17 protein-coding genes are annotated in these 13,271 nt (G+C 45.6%); 11 read left to right on the plus strand and 6 right to left on the minus strand.

The genetic code is table 11. The features are described from left to right. Positions 1 to 8: 8 nt before the first annotated feature. Positions 9 to 272, minus strand: a complete 264-nt coding sequence (locus AC58P7_RS01465; RefSeq protein WP_497339613.1) for a hypothetical protein — start codon at positions 270 to 272, stop codon at positions 9 to 11. 158 nt (positions 273 to 430) lie between these two features. Between AC58P7_RS01465 and AC58P7_RS01470 the strand changes: the two genes are divergently transcribed. After that, positions 431 to 1,096, plus strand: coding sequence for a tetratricopeptide repeat protein (locus AC58P7_RS01470; protein WP_497339614.1), 666 nt, complete (start codon positions 431 to 433; stop codon positions 1,094 to 1,096). Between the two features lie 11 nt (positions 1,097 to 1,107). Here the strand turns inward: AC58P7_RS01470 and AC58P7_RS01475 are convergent, their stop codons facing one another. Next, positions 1,108 to 2,166 (minus strand): acyltransferase, encoded by a 1,059-nt coding sequence (locus AC58P7_RS01475; RefSeq protein WP_497339615.1) that lies wholly within the window; start codon positions 2,164 to 2,166, stop codon positions 1,108 to 1,110. A gap of 272 nt (positions 2,167 to 2,438) precedes the next feature. Here AC58P7_RS01475 and AC58P7_RS01480 point away from each other — a divergent pair, with 272 nt between their 5' ends. The 3 genes from AC58P7_RS01480 (at position 2,439) to AC58P7_RS01490 (ending at position 5,052) form a co-directional block, all read left to right on the plus strand. Beyond that, the gene (locus AC58P7_RS01480; protein WP_497339616.1) at positions 2,439 to 2,870 is read left to right on the plus strand and encodes a DUF86 domain-containing protein; all 432 of its coding nucleotides are present in this window, start codon (positions 2,439 to 2,441) and stop codon (positions 2,868 to 2,870) included. Positions 2,871 to 2,953: 83 nt separating this feature from the next. Then, positions 2,954 to 3,586, plus strand: a complete 633-nt coding sequence (locus AC58P7_RS01485) for a helix-turn-helix transcriptional regulator (protein ID WP_497339617.1) — start codon at positions 2,954 to 2,956, stop codon at positions 3,584 to 3,586. 215 nt (positions 3,587 to 3,801) lie between these two features. Next, the gene (locus AC58P7_RS01490; RefSeq protein WP_497339619.1) at positions 3,802 to 5,052 is read left to right on the plus strand and encodes a S1C family serine protease; all 1,251 of its coding nucleotides are present in this window, start codon (positions 3,802 to 3,804) and stop codon (positions 5,050 to 5,052) included. Positions 5,053 to 5,162: 110 nt separating this feature from the next. Here the strand turns inward: AC58P7_RS01490 and AC58P7_RS01495 are convergent, their stop codons facing one another. Beyond that, entirely contained in the window at positions 5,163 to 5,798 is a 636-nt protein-coding gene (locus tag AC58P7_RS01495; RefSeq protein WP_497339620.1) for a bifunctional 4-hydroxy-2-oxoglutarate aldolase/2-dehydro-3-deoxy-phosphogluconate aldolase, read from the minus strand. A gap of 179 nt (positions 5,799 to 5,977) precedes the next feature. Here AC58P7_RS01495 and AC58P7_RS01500 point away from each other — a divergent pair, with 179 nt between their 5' ends. Continuing rightward, positions 5,978 to 6,424 carry a DUF948 domain-containing protein gene (locus AC58P7_RS01500; RefSeq protein ID WP_497339621.1) on the plus strand — a complete coding sequence of 149 codons (447 nt, stop codon included), beginning with the start codon at positions 5,978 to 5,980 and terminating at the stop codon, positions 6,422 to 6,424. A 14-nt stretch (positions 6,425 to 6,438) separates the two neighbouring features. Continuing rightward, positions 6,439 to 6,804, plus strand: coding sequence for a YtxH domain-containing protein (locus AC58P7_RS01505; protein WP_497339622.1), 366 nt, complete (start codon positions 6,439 to 6,441; stop codon positions 6,802 to 6,804). A 53-nt stretch (positions 6,805 to 6,857) separates the two neighbouring features. Here AC58P7_RS01505 and AC58P7_RS01510 read toward each other — a convergent pair whose 3' ends face one another. Continuing rightward, positions 6,858 to 7,976 (minus strand): phosphodiester glycosidase family protein, encoded by a 1,119-nt coding sequence (locus AC58P7_RS01510; RefSeq protein WP_497339623.1) that lies wholly within the window; start codon positions 7,974 to 7,976, stop codon positions 6,858 to 6,860. A 116-nt stretch (positions 7,977 to 8,092) separates the two neighbouring features. Then, positions 8,093 to 8,755, minus strand: coding sequence for a helix-turn-helix domain-containing protein (locus AC58P7_RS01515; protein ID WP_497339624.1), 663 nt, complete (start codon positions 8,753 to 8,755; stop codon positions 8,093 to 8,095). A 237-nt stretch (positions 8,756 to 8,992) separates the two neighbouring features. Here AC58P7_RS01515 and AC58P7_RS01520 point away from each other — a divergent pair, with 237 nt between their 5' ends. The 5 genes from AC58P7_RS01520 (at position 8,993) to AC58P7_RS01540 (ending at position 12,731) form a co-directional block, all read left to right on the plus strand. After that, complete coding sequence (locus AC58P7_RS01520) at positions 8,993 to 9,382, plus strand: disulfide oxidoreductase (RefSeq protein ID WP_497339939.1); 390 nt, start codon at positions 8,993 to 8,995, stop codon at positions 9,380 to 9,382. A gap of 89 nt (positions 9,383 to 9,471) precedes the next feature. After that, the gene (locus tag AC58P7_RS01525; RefSeq protein ID WP_497339625.1) at positions 9,472 to 10,491 is read left to right on the plus strand and encodes a polysaccharide deacetylase family protein; all 1,020 of its coding nucleotides are present in this window, start codon (positions 9,472 to 9,474) and stop codon (positions 10,489 to 10,491) included. Between the two features lie 111 nt (positions 10,492 to 10,602). Continuing rightward, entirely contained in the window at positions 10,603 to 11,412 is an 810-nt protein-coding gene (gene racE / locus AC58P7_RS01530) for a glutamate racemase (protein ID WP_497339626.1), read from the plus strand. Between the two features lie 127 nt (positions 11,413 to 11,539). Beyond that, the gene (locus tag AC58P7_RS01535) at positions 11,540 to 12,415 is read left to right on the plus strand and encodes a M14 family metallopeptidase (RefSeq protein ID WP_497339627.1); all 876 of its coding nucleotides are present in this window, start codon (positions 11,540 to 11,542) and stop codon (positions 12,413 to 12,415) included. 103 nt (positions 12,416 to 12,518) lie between these two features. Next, complete coding sequence (locus tag AC58P7_RS01540; protein WP_497339628.1) at positions 12,519 to 12,731, plus strand: hypothetical protein; 213 nt, start codon at positions 12,519 to 12,521, stop codon at positions 12,729 to 12,731. A gap of 199 nt (positions 12,732 to 12,930) precedes the next feature. On the opposite strand, the gene AC58P7_RS01545 is transcribed toward AC58P7_RS01540, so the two are convergent. Continuing rightward, positions 12,931 to 13,110, minus strand: a complete 180-nt coding sequence (locus AC58P7_RS01545) for a hypothetical protein (RefSeq protein ID WP_497339630.1) — start codon at positions 13,108 to 13,110, stop codon at positions 12,931 to 12,933. Between the last annotated feature and the right edge of the window lie 161 nt (positions 13,111 to 13,271).

A 13,271-nucleotide genomic window follows, 5' to 3' on the forward strand; every position in this document is an offset into this window, starting at 1 on the left:
AAACGACCTTACGGTCGTCTAGGAGCCGGCGGCTCAAAACGGTGCTCCATCGCTACCCAACGTCCATTAGCAACGAAGAAGCCGATGAAAGCGAAAACGAGCAGTCGGATCGGAATCCAAATGGAATTGACGGATTGGAAACTTATAAATTCAAGCAGAGTCGTAATCAGCGCGGCTCCGATCCCCCAAGGAACGATTCCGAACATAATCAAATATTTGGAGCGGCCTAATCTCTTTCTTTTGAGCCAAATAGCTTTATGCGAGTCTTTCATGTCAAAGCTCCCTTTTTTCTTTCTAGTATAGCACTGCTGACGAAAAATCTCGAATGATAGAAGCACCTTGCTATGACAAGGTGTTTTTTCTTAGGAGAGGGGTGAACAAGATCAGCATAATATGGTAGTATAAGGAAGTTGAAAAGGGGGAATAAGAGTTGCTTATCAAAATATTATTATTCGGCTTACTCTGGAAACTCGTTGGTAATCCGTTTCTTGCACTACTGATCTTACTCGTGATTCTGTATGTCTTGGACAGAAGATACGTTGGCATACTGCCAAATATGTTGAGGCCGTTTCAGTTAAGCCGCAGAGCAACTAGGCTGCGCTCGGACCTTTATGCAAACCCGCACAATACCTCAGCAAAGTTGGATTTGGCACGTATCCTGATTGAACGCAAAAAGTTTCAAGAAGCGCTGCCCTACTTGGAGCAAACACTACCGATCATGCAAGAATCTGCGGACGTTCATTATGAAGTTGGACTGTGTCACCTTAAACTGGGCCGAATGGCCGAGGGTGAAGCCTTCATGCTGAAAGCGATTGACCTCAATCCGCGTGTAAAATATGGCGAAGCCTACCTGCGCCTCGGTGAGGCTTTGGCTCCCCTTGCGCCGGAGCGGGCGGCGCAGTTTATCGAACACTTCCGCGACCTGCACTCCTCGTCGGTCGAGGCGTACTACAGGCTCGGCCAGCTGTATCAGCAGCTGGGCCGCCAGAACGATGCCAAGCGCGCGTATCGCGAAGCGCTGGACATTTACCGCGGCTTGCCACGCTACAGCCGCAGAAAGCAGCGGCGCTGGGCTTGGCTGGCGCGCATGAAATAGAAAGGTTCCGCTCATTGGCGAGCGGAACCTTTTTTCATGCGAGCGTACCCGCGCGCGAGCAGCCAAGAACCAAGCAGCCCAATAAGTACGGCTGCTATGGTGTGCAGATCATAGAGCCAGATGCGTCCAAGCGCTGGCTCTGTACTGGCGCGATCCCACAATGTGAGGATCGCGGGATGCACGAGGTAGATGCCGAAGGAGGCTGCGCCTAAGGCAGATAAGAAGGCACTGAAGCGTGAGCCGCGTGCCAGTTGTTTGCGAGCCCACGGCACGCAGACGAGTGGGATGCTCATGCAGTAGGCGAGAAGCGCCATCTCGAACCACGTATTTTCGATAGCGGCAAACCCGTATTGCTGAAGCAGAAGCATGCCCACAAAAGCACACCCGGCGAGAAGCGCGGCGCTCCATATCCACCTTTTGAAACGGGAAGCCCATGTCACCATCGTAGCATAGTTGATGCCCATGAAAGCCCCGAAGCTGAAAGTGGCGGTATAGCTCAGGAACAATGAGGCGTATTCGGGAAGTGGAAATACCCAATGATGAAAGGTATAGGAAGCTGCTTGAATACCGATACCTAAAGGAATCAGGCCGCGACGCAGCCAATTGTAACGTTTTACAGTCGTAAGCATCAAAGGGAATAACACATAAAATTGGACAATAATGACCATATAATACAAATGGTAGCTCGCATTGCCGGATAGGAGCAGCTTCAGCAGATAGAAAGCATCGAAATGAATCGTGCCATGAAACATGATTTGGTTATACAAATAATAGAATAGAGACCACAAGACATAAGGAATAAGAACCTTTTGCAGCCTTTTCGTCCAGAAAACTCGCGCCATTCCCGGCTCCCAGCGGTCATAATAGGAATAAAACAACACAAGGCCGCTGATCCAAATAAACAAAGGAACGGTAAACAAACTAGCTTTGTTGACGATGAAAAAGAATGCCTGAGAGCCTGTCCCAACTGGCAGTTGAGTGGCGCCGGAAGTACCATGAATGAGCACGACGGCAATGATGGCAATCGCGCGTACGATGTCGATTTCTGATAGTTTAGGTTTGAATACCATGTTGAAAATTCTCCTTCTTTTCTCTTCGTTCACTGTAACATGATCCCAAGAGGAGGACAATCACTCTATCAACGATGGCTTGCTTAGCTTGACGCTCACATCTACCCGAGATAAACTGTTGATAGCATGTACTAAGAGAACAATCAAGAGGGTGAATGAACGTGAGTTATGAATATCTGATGCAGGCAGTTTTGCTCATATTTTTGGTGATTATCACTTTTTTTGCGATGTTAGTTTGGACCAAATGGCGAAAAAGAGGACGGAGATAGATCATGTATTTTATTAATCATGAACAAATTGATGGGCGCATTCAATTTCTGGCAGTTCTCGCAGAGGCGAGTCAGCAATTAGAAGCGCAGTGGGCACAAGGGAATAAGGATCTTGTCTGGCAGCTTTCACAAGAGCGTGTTCTGCATCTGGCTATCGAAACCGTGACGGACATTGGAAGCTTGCTGATCGATGCTTTTATTTTAAGAGATGCAAGCAGCTATGAAGATATCGTAGAAATTGTCCACGGAGAAGGAGCTTATTCGGAGTCTTTGACCGAGACGCTGCTTCAATTAGTAAAGCTAAGAAAACCGCTTGTCCAGGATTATGTGGACTTGAATCGCCAGACGTTACATCCGTTAATACCGAAACTCCCAGCGGCTTTTGAGGAATTTACTGCTAGCGTTCGGTCATTCATTAAGAGCGAATTGGCATAACATACATAAGTGTTTCATAATTTACTTATTGCTTGCGATGCTGTAAAATGAGTCCTAAATGAGGTCCGAGGGTAGGTGAGAGCGTGAATCAAACACTAGAGACATCAACACGTAAAGTGATTCTTTCCATGCTCAAAACGCAAGGGCCGTTAAGTGTTCAAGATATTGCCAAACAGCTTGGGATCACTGAAATGGCCGTTAGAAGGCATATTCATTCGATGGAGAAAGATGATTTGCTCGAGGCGAAGCTGGTTCGACAAGCAATGGGGCGTCCAACAAGTGTGTATACCTTAGCACCGCAAGCGGACGAATTATTTCCCAAGAAATATTTGCAATTAACATTGGATTTATTAGATGAGCTTTTGGAGGACGAAGGTCTCGAGAAAATCGATCGACTTTTTGAAGGCAGGCAGGATAAGCTCGAAGCTCGATATCAATCGAGGATGCAAGCGAAGAGTCTAGAGGATCGTGTGGCTGAATTAGCTCTCATTCAGAATGAAAATGGCTATATGGTTGATTGGTCAGCGCAAGGTGAAGATGCGTATATTTTCAGTGAACACAACTGTCCAATCTCGAAAGTGGCCAACACGTTTCAGCAAGCATGTCAGTGTGAGTTATCCTTGTTCCGTAATTTGCTGGATGCGAATGTTGAGCGTACAGAGTGTCTTGCCAAAGGTGCTAACAAATGTGTGTATATCATACGTCAAAATAAATAGTTTTGAAGAAGAGTTAAGCAGGTATGATCTGCTTAGCTCTTTTTTTATGTACAGCACTTCCCCTCACAAACCAATTTATGTCCATAACCTTCAGCATACTTTCAGCTAGCATTCATACAGCTATCAGCCCAATTTAAGTATGGCTTCAGGTTAGCGTCCTATACTTATGGATATCAAGACAAACCAATCAGACGCTAACGAAAGGCGGTAATCATATGAATGAAGATATGAACAATCGAAATAACATGAATGATATAAAGGTTGAAAGCAAACCGCGCAGTTCCTCAATGAAACCCGTTTTTGCAGCTTTTATGGCGGGGGCGCTCGCTGTAGGTGGATTAATGTTCGCTTCGGACAAGATGAATCTTTTTGGCTATGATGCTCAAACGGTTCAGACCAGTGTCGCTGCTGCCGCAGCAAATTCGGCTTCAGCCGGTGTCCAAACCGCTTCGTTAAACAACCTTGGTACGAATAGCATTTCACAAATTACGAAAGCGTCGAGTCCAGCTATTGTCAAAATTGAGACCAAAGTGAAACAAACGAATACTAGTTCGAATAGAAGAAACACACTTCAGCAGGGGACTGAAAGTGGAGATACCATCGAAAATGGGATTGGATCAGGCTTCGTTTTTGATGCCAACGGTTATATTTTAACGAATGAACATGTCATTGACGGTGCCGACGAAATCGATGTTTATGTTCAAGGCTATGATACCCCATTTACGGCAAAGCTACTTGGAAGCAGCTATGATTTAGATTTGGCTGTCCTCAAAATTGAAGGGGATAAAGCTTTTCCGGCTCTGAAGATTGGCAACTCGGACGCGGCGGAAGTGGGTGAGTGGGTTGTTGCCATCGGCAATCCGTATGACTTTGATTACTCCGTTACCACAGGGGTATTAAGCGCCAAGGAACGCGAGATCAGTATTGATGACGAACAAGGTACACGGAATTACAAGCATCTACTTCAAACGGATACAGCCATCAACCCAGGTAACTCTGGCGGTCCGCTTTTAAATTTGAACGGTGAAGTCATCGGTATTAATACGGCTGTAAACGCCGAAGCGCAAGGAATGGGTTTTGCGATTCCCGCAAGTACGATAAGTTCTGTCGTGGATAAACTGAAAAATAACGAAACGATCCCGAAAGATCCAGCGCCTTATATTGGTGTAGCTTTACAAAATATTTCAGATGACATGCTGCAAGACTTGAAAATTAATAGTACAAATGGCGTTGTTGTTGCTGAGGTGCAGCAAGGTTCTCCGGCTTTTGAAGCGGGCATTCGTCAGTATGACGTAATTCTGGATGTGAACGGTAAAGGAATTGCTAATACAGCGGAATTGACTAAAGCGGTCCAAGCTGCAGCAGTGGGTGATACGTTGAAAGTAAAGATCTCGCGTGATGGTCAGGCGAAGGATGTATCTGTTAAAGTTGGGGATAAAAATACCGTAACCGGCTATCAAAGTTAATGGATTTGTGCTGAGCAGGGGGCAATCTCCTCGCAATCGTAAACAACAAAAACGGAGTCGCGAAAGTTCGCGATCTCCGTTTTCTATTTACTCAGGACATCCCATCGATCTCACGCGCGTGAAGCCGCGATCAGTTGTACCGCTTTGTCCGTAATCCAGCCGAAATTGCCAGCTTCGATTTCTTTCAGGTTAATGAGCGAGCCGCCAATTCCTAAGCCATAACAGCCGATATTCAGAAATTGCTTGATATTCCCCTCTGTAACGCCACCGACAGCCATCATCGGGATCTTATCCAAAGGTCCCATTAATTCTTTGATATAAGGCAGACCTAAGCTTGCGCTTGGGAATATTTTAACGGCAGTAGCTCCAGCTTTCCATGCTTTGACGACTTCAGTTGGTGTCATGGCACCTGGGAAGATTGGAATGCCTTCCTGCCGCGACCATCCAATAACTTCTTCATCCAAGTTCGGTGTTACGAGGAAGGCTGTGCCTGCCAAAACGGCTTGTTTGGCATCCTCCAGATCCAGCACAGTGCCAGCTCCGATGAACATCTGATCTCCCCATTGCTTCTGGAGGTTGCCGATCATGGTTAGCGCGCCAGGTGTGTTTAATGTCACTTCCATAACGGTGACGCCGCCTTTGTAAAGTGCTTCAGCAACAGAAAGGATATGCGACTCCTGTACACCGCGGACGATCGCCATAATACGTGTGCGCTCAATTTCTTGCAAGCCTTGTTCTCGGTGCATGTCTTGATTCCCCCAACTCATATCCATTGTTTTGATGTTTATTATGACAGGTTCCAGAAATTTTTCCAGTAAGTTTGTGTCAAAACGAGCCCTACCTACCTATACTGTAGTAATTCATAGGCATTCGTCTAGAAGCCCCATCAACCCTCACAGCTTTCAGCTCACAGGAGGTGACCCACATGACATGGAGCGAGATCAGTATCTTTAGCTTGGCTGTTGCTTGTTTAGTGCTCATTATGTTTACCGTTCGTATGTTCATCACGGCTACACGAACGCTTCGCGTGTTAGGAGACACGGTGGTTGAAGTCAAACAGCAGGTTGTCCAAACAACAGAGCAAGCGGAGAATCTAATGAAGCAATTAGGGCAGCTTACGGAAGAGGTGCATTTGCAACTCCTAGCGTTAGAGCCGAGTATCCAATCGGTAGAAAAGGCAGGTATGGCTGTCGGAGAAGTCGCTTCCACGCTGCGCAAGGCCTCACGTATGATGAACGAATCGATGCTTGGTGCGGAAAAGGTCGTACATACGCACCAGAGGCGTATCCACGACGTTATGGAATGGGCAACGACAGGGTTTGAGCTATGGCAGAGATGGCAGGCGCATCGGAATGCAAAATCAAATCATTAAGGAGTGGTTATTACATGTCCAATGGAAAAAAAGGGAAAGATCTTCTCGTAGGTGCTGTTGTAGGCGGCTTAGTAGGAGCTGCAGCAGCGCTGTTGTTCGCACCGAAATCCGGTCGTGAGCTGCGCAGTGACATCGCCGAAGGAGCTACAGCAGTTAGCGACAAAACGGTTCAACTAGCAAGCACCGTTAGTCAAAAAACACAAGCAGCTGCCAAAACAGTAAGTACCACAACTTCGGAACTCGTTGGCAAAGCAAAGGATACGGCAGCAAGTGTTGTCGAGACTGTTCGTTCTTGGAAAGATTCGCAAACAATCGATGAAGTCCTTGATGATATCGAAGCATCGGAAGCCGCAGAAGACTTAGTCATCGTAGGCCGCTAGAATCAAAAAAAGAAGCAGGGTCTCCTTAACCGGAGTACTCTGCTTGTTTATCATTACCATTTGGATGGATCGATTTTACTAATATCCAGCCCTTCCCAGACGTTCTTAATGACTGCCGTCTCAGGATGATCGAAGAGGAGCCAAGCGGTAGGAAGATATCGTTCACCGTACTCACTGGAAGGTTTATTAATGATGGCATTATTGTGGACAAGTACCGTTGAAGCACCGCCATCTAAATTCGCCGCGGTAATGGCACCGTGGGCTAAGAAAATTTCCTGTACATCATAGAGCGTTGCGCCAATACTGTGCGTCTGTCTACCGTCAATAATGGCAAATAAAATGGCGCCGTCCTTCGTTTGAGCCATGCACGTACGCGGAGCGATGCCCCAGCCATCCGCTTGGCTTTTAATTTGACCAACACCATTTACGATGAATCGTGGGCTGAAGGAAACGGCTTCCTGAACGCCCATTTCAAGCAACTCGGATACTTTGTACTTGCCTGAAATCATCCGGCCTTGCTTATCAATCCCGACAATTTGTACCGTACCATTCATGCCTTTGTCATTGTAAAAGATTTTGCCTCCTGAGATCACGACGCCTTCAGGCTGGAAGCCGTTGCCTTCCCAGTTGGGGTCGATAAATCCGCCGCCGTTAACGCCAAGAATGGCGCCTGTACGTTTGACCATCGAGGATACCTTCTCCCCTTTGCCTGCTTTTTCGGGCACAGCAATTCGCAGCTTAGTAGGATCAGAGATCGTAACGAGTTTACCCTTAAAGTTGGGACCCGAAATGTTTTCAATCGTCACTAGGTCTTTCTTGACCTCAAGAGGGGCTTGGGATGGATTAGGCGCGATATCAACGAGTCCTAGATCCTTCTCGGTGCCCATATCGTCAAAGCTTTTCGTGTACGCCGCAACACGCTTCTGTAATTCGGTTGAACCTATCAAGTATTTGGCCCAATCCCGATGCTGGGTTGTAATGATCGTATCTGCCATCATGAAGCGCAGGCTCGAACCCGAGGAAGTCAGGAAAAACCAACATAATCCTAAGGTCGATAGTAAAGTAAAGCTGAGAATTGTATACAACATAAAGCGAAGTATTCCCACAGATTGTTTGCGCTTCACGCGCGCTTGTCTAGTTGTCTGAAGGGAGGTTGTTTGTTGAACAGCCATGGTCAGGCATCTATCCTCTCTAACGCAAATCAAACTATATAGTCATCTAATAAGACGAAAAGAAAGGAGAATAAGTTTCAGATTACCTGAATTTTTCTCCTTTTTATGTCAAATGTTTAATTGTGTCGTTGGATCACTGTCAGATTAGATTCCGTCATCCGATTTTTTTCATAACGAAATTCGAGGTCGTTTCCCGTATTGCTTGCGACACTGCGAACGATGAGATCATGGTATTTCTTTTGACGAAAAGCGGCAATGATCACACATAAACTAACACCAAGCGGGTCAAAATAAAGCTTACCTTCCTTGGCATTATATTTCTTGATGTGGGACAAATTGACGAATAAATCCGTATCCATTTTCTTAAATCCGTGTTCTTCTAACTGGTCCAGGAAATGACTGAAATCCAGCAGTGACTGCATAGAGATCTTGCGATTACCGATCCGTGTATGATAGGTCATTTCTGTTGAACTAATTTCTATAAAGAGGATGTCTGTGAAGGGAAGCGTCAATGACATATTCTGTCCATCAAGATTCTCTTTTTCAAGATAGCCTGCTTTCTCCATGAGATCTGTATATGAAAACTTATAAGCGTCCGACAGTTTCTTTAAAGTGACAGGGGATGGTTTAATCTTTTCATTAGTTGAGCGATTTCGTTCTAATTCGAGATCTCGAATATAGGCATGGGAAAGTCCGCTTTTCGATGCTGCTTCACGTAAGGACATTTTCCCTCGCAAGCTCTCCAAAAATTTGCCGAATCCTTCAAATTGCTTCATCATAGAAATCCCTCCATATGTTAATTGTAATTGAATTTGCTCAAAATAGAAACGTAATAGCACTTATTGGTACTAATTACCTGAGTTGTTAATGGACTTCTTATACTATTCGTAAGCAATTTGCGGATTTAGTAGGTCGAGAGAATCAATCCCGTGACTTCTTTCTTCTATTTTTTTATAATAGGGAGGAAGAAAGGGGATGATTTCAAAGTGTCTAACAAATGGTTAAGAGAGAATGGCATGCATCTTTCGTGGTTAGTTGCTTTAGTTGCGACGCTAGGAAGCTTATATTTTTCTGAAATTATGCATCTGGCACCATGTAAACTATGTTGGTATCAGCGGATTCTTATGTATCCATTGGTTATTATTCTTGGGATTGCAGCTGTGCGAAGAGATTACAAATTAACGATTTACGTGCTGCCACTAACGATTTGGGGAGCTTGCATCTCGATCTATCACGTTTTATTGCAAATGGGTGTTTTCAAAGAAACAGGTACAGGCTGCGGCCCGATTGCATGTGATACTGATTACTTAAACTGGCTTGGTTTTATTACGATTCCTATGTTAGCTGGAACGGCGTTTATCCTCATTACCATTTTGCAATTCTTGACCTATCGAGCTACGAAATAACCCCCATGAATCTATGGTTAGGCAGGTTATTTGTCAATCACTGTCGAATAGGATGAAGGAAGAATTCATTCCCTATTGAGGTGTAACTCATGACAAAATTTACCTATAAAGCTGCACTCCTGATCATCCTAAGCGTAACTTTGGTCGGTTGTGCAGACATAAGCCTGACAGCCCCAGTTGGCAATGACGCTGCTTCGACGGCAGTGTCTTCCTCTTCCCCTAAATCATCTCAACCACCATCACCTAAGCAAGTGGCTACGCCAACACCAACGGTTACACCAAATGTTACGCCAAATGTTACGCCAAACGCGACTCCAGCGCCAAGTGCGGCATCAAGCGCAGTAGTTACGTCGGCACCAACGGCAACGCCCAAAGCTGCAGTCACGGAGGAAGCCTCAAAAGCGAAGGCGTTACCAGCAGACCGCACACCGTATTCTTGGTATTATATGAAGAAAAAAACAGGCCAGGTTCCTGATTTTCCGAAAGAAACGAAATCCTTTAGCAGCGATCAGAAGGCGGTCTGGGTAGGCACAGGTAAAAAAGTCTATTTAACGATTGACGCAGGGGGACCCTTAATCGAGGTTGATCTCATGCTGAAATCGCTCAAAGAAAACAATGTCAAAGCGAATTTCTTTATAACTGGAAATAATATCAAGAAGAACCCGGACTATTTGAAAAGAATCGTTGCAGACGGTCACTTTGTAGCCAACCATACGATGACACATACCGATTTTAATGAATTGACGGACGATCAGATTCGCAAGGAAATTACAGATTTTGAAGCTGTTTATAAGCAAATAACGGGGAAAGAGGTCGGGCATTATTTCCGTTTTCCCTATGGCCACTACAATCCTCATATTTTAAGCTTGGTCTCAGGGATGGGCTATACATCAGTGTTCTGGTCTACGGCCATGCGTGACTGGGAACCCAGAGCGAATGGCGCTGAGGATCCCTACAACGATATTATGAATAATTTGCATGAGGGTAATGTTATTTTGATGCATCAGGGATCTGTGGAGAATATGCATGCACTTGATCGTATTTGCAAAGAAATCAAAAAGAGAGGGTACGAATTCGGGCTTGTGACGGACCTTCAGCCTAAAAAGTAAAGAAGATTTGGTCTAAATCTGTGTAGTACTAATGGTACCTTTGAGCTTGACCGCACATATCCTATCCATGTGGTTTATTAATTCATCAACCGGCAAAGGAAGCGGATATGTGTGCAGCAAGCGATAGCCATACTGGACTCCGGAGTCGGAGGATTGACTGTTGTAAAAGAAGTAATGAGACAGCTGCCGCATGAAAAAGTCATCTATTTTGGAGATACGGCCAGGAGTCCATACGGCCCCCGGCCAGCCAATGAAGTTCGTCACTTTACTCGTCAAATCGTAGATTACTTACTTCAGTTTAATCCCAAAATGATTGTGATTGCTTGTAATACGGCAACTGCTGTCGCGATAGAAGACATTCGTGCTCGTGTCTCGATCCCTGTTATAGGTGTGATTTCACCCGGAGCTAGAGCAGCCATCAAAATGACACGAAGCGGCATGATCGGGGTAATAGGCACCGATGGTACCATACGCAGTCAAGCATATGAAACAGCATTAAAGCAGATTTCGCCGGACATCCATGTCTATAGTGAGGCCTGTCCGTTACTAGCTCCATTTGTTGAGAGAGGGCTTTTTAGTAGCGATAGTGCGCAGCCCGTCGTGGAACAATCTTTGAGCCGCTTGAAAGGAAAGCCGATCGATTGCTTAATCTTGGGTTGTACACATTATCCTTTTCTCATGGAATCCATTTCTGAGGTCATGGGTCCGGATGTAAAGTTAATCTCTTCGGCGGAGGAGACAGCCAGAGATATAAGCACGATCCTATATCAACGAGGAATGCAAACGATATCTCAAGAAATGCCGATTCATCAGTTTTTCTGCAGCGGCGCACCTAACGTATTCAGGCAGATTGCAGAGAACTGGCTAAAGGAGTATATTGCCTTTTTACCTGTCGTATGGCAGGTGCCTACTATTATTTAAACAATGTAAATAGACCCCCGCGGGTCTATTTTTTTTTCCAGCGCCGTAGCTGCGATACCGCATGATTCCTGGAACCTAGGCATAAGCATAGCCATACGAAACAAGTAAATGGTTGTGAGGTGGTTGTGTGTTAGGGTACGGTTATGAGTCATTGGGTGAGGAGCTGAATCGTTTAGGCAAAATATACCCCTTTTTACAAATCTCATGTATCGGCGAGAGCGTGATGGGAAAGGGTATACATGCGCTGCGAATTGGCCATGGTTCTAAGGAAATTCATTTTAATGCAGCTATGCATGCGAACGAATGGATCACTGCGCCGCTGCTGATGCAATTTGTAGAGGATCTAGCTTGTTCGTATGCTAGAGGGACGGCTTGGCAGGGGCGCAATGTAAGGCGCATTCTGTCGGAATACTCACTGTGGGTCGTGCCCATGGTCAATCCCGACGGTGTCGAACTTGTTTTACACGGGCTGCCTGAATCACATCCTCATCGGGAAGCGTTAGTGGCATGGAATCAAGGTTCCTTGTCGTTTCTAAATTGGAAAGCGAATATTCGAGGTGTAGATCTCAATGATCAATTCCCAGCGCATTGGGAAGAAGAAAAATTGAGAAGAGAACATGACGGACCTGGAGAGCGTGATTATGGCGGAGAAGCTCCATTGTCTGAACCGGAAGCCGCGGCACTTGCTCAATTTACCGAGAGCCATGACTTTGAACTCGTCGTTGCGTTACATACACAAGGCAGAGAAATTTATTGGAATTATCGCGACTTTGAGCCTGCGGAGTCAGAAGCAATTGCGGAGCGTTTGGCCCTAGCCAGTGATTATAAAGCTGTAAAGCTGTCGGACAGTGATGCTGGGTACAAGGATTGGTTCATCCAGCAATTTAGGCGACCAGGCTTTACGGTCGAGGTCGGCTTCGGCGTGAATCCGCTGCCTGTAGAAACATTTGCTTCTCTCTATGAGGAATTAGTTCCTATTCTTTTGACAGCCTTGGAGTTGTAAAAAGAACCTTAGACAAGTCACGCTAACTTGATCTTGCTCGCCACGAACCGATTAGCCCAGACTTCATATACTGAAGAAAGGAAGCAGTTGGGGAGGCGTGAATATGGCACCACCTAAAGGAAAAGGCAAGGTTGTTAAGAAGAAGAAGGAACTTTCGTCCCGTGCACAGTACACCATGAGAATGGTGGAATCGGCCACCTGTGCGGTGTGCAAAACACCATGCGCAAGGGGAATGCGCTATTTGGAATTGATGTCACAGCCAGGGGCTGTTGGCAGAGGTGTTCCTTGTATATTGACGCGAAGGAAAATAAATTAAAGATGGTCCGTCCCTCATTGTGGGGCGGATTTTTTTATTGTGGAGAGTTCGAAACCTGCATGCGTGCCAACGCGAGCGATAAGCTCGGAAACCGTGCTTAAACGACCGCCAGCACGAGCAAAAGCACGGCAATTCGGCCACACACCGCTATAAAATAAAAAGCCCCGCGATCTAGTCGCGGGGCCAATATGTGTATGAATTAATGGTGGGGTGTGAGTAGTTTATCTGCTAAGGATTGTTTAAGCTTCTTGATAGCGTCAGTTTCCAATTTGTGGTTTTGGTTAAATTTCGTGCCAGTCAGTGCAAGCGCTTCCTTTACCGTCATTTCAACACGAATTAATTCCTCACCTTGCGGAATTTGTACGAAATTGTTGGGCATTTTCATCACTCCTATGTCAGCTTTTTAAAGCGAAAACATTGATTCTACGCACTTTTAATATAACACATCATGTTAGGTTAAGCAAGAGCAATTGGTGCCTATTTATCAAATATTTAGGGGTGCCTGTCCAACTTAAATACCATGTTAGTCATTTAGAAAGT

This window comes from Paenibacillus sp. J22FR5, assembly GCF_059691975.1.

What these genes read in the sequence shown, in the direction of transcription:
- AC58P7_RS01505 (WP_497339622.1), top strand. Translation starts at nt 6,439, where the DNA reads ATGTCCAATGGAAAAAAAGGGAAAGATCTTCTCGTAGGTGCTGTTGTA.
- AC58P7_RS01540 (WP_497339628.1), top strand. Translation starts at nt 12,519, where the DNA reads ATGGCACCACCTAAAGGAAAAGGCAAGGTTGTTAAGAAGAAGAAGGAA.
- AC58P7_RS01515 (WP_497339624.1), bottom strand. Translation starts at nt 8,755, where the DNA reads ATGATGAAGCAATTTGAAGGATTCGGCAAATTTTTGGAGAGCTTGCGA.
- AC58P7_RS01545 (WP_497339630.1), bottom strand. Translation starts at nt 13,110, where the DNA reads ATGCCCAACAATTTCGTACAAATTCCGCAAGGTGAGGAATTAATTCGT.
- AC58P7_RS01525 (WP_497339625.1), top strand. Translation starts at nt 9,472, where the DNA reads ATGACAAAATTTACCTATAAAGCTGCACTCCTGATCATCCTAAGCGTA.
- AC58P7_RS01475 (WP_497339615.1), bottom strand. Translation starts at nt 2,166, where the DNA reads ATGGTATTCAAACCTAAACTATCAGAAATCGACATCGTACGCGCGATT.
- AC58P7_RS01480 (WP_497339616.1), top strand. Translation starts at nt 2,439, where the DNA reads ATGTATTTTATTAATCATGAACAAATTGATGGGCGCATTCAATTTCTG.
- AC58P7_RS01510 (WP_497339623.1), bottom strand. Translation starts at nt 7,976, where the DNA reads ATGGCTGTTCAACAAACAACCTCCCTTCAGACAACTAGACAAGCGCGC.
- AC58P7_RS01465 (WP_497339613.1), bottom strand. Translation starts at nt 272, where the DNA reads ATGAAAGACTCGCATAAAGCTATTTGGCTCAAAAGAAAGAGATTAGGC.
- AC58P7_RS01495 (WP_497339620.1), bottom strand. Translation starts at nt 5,798, where the DNA reads ATGCACCGAGAACAAGGCTTGCAAGAAATTGAGCGCACACGTATTATG.
- AC58P7_RS01500 (WP_497339621.1), top strand. Translation starts at nt 5,978, where the DNA reads ATGACATGGAGCGAGATCAGTATCTTTAGCTTGGCTGTTGCTTGTTTA.
- AC58P7_RS01490 (WP_497339619.1), top strand. Translation starts at nt 3,802, where the DNA reads ATGAATGAAGATATGAACAATCGAAATAACATGAATGATATAAAGGTT.
- AC58P7_RS01520 (WP_497339939.1), top strand. Translation starts at nt 8,993, where the DNA reads ATGCATCTTTCGTGGTTAGTTGCTTTAGTTGCGACGCTAGGAAGCTTA.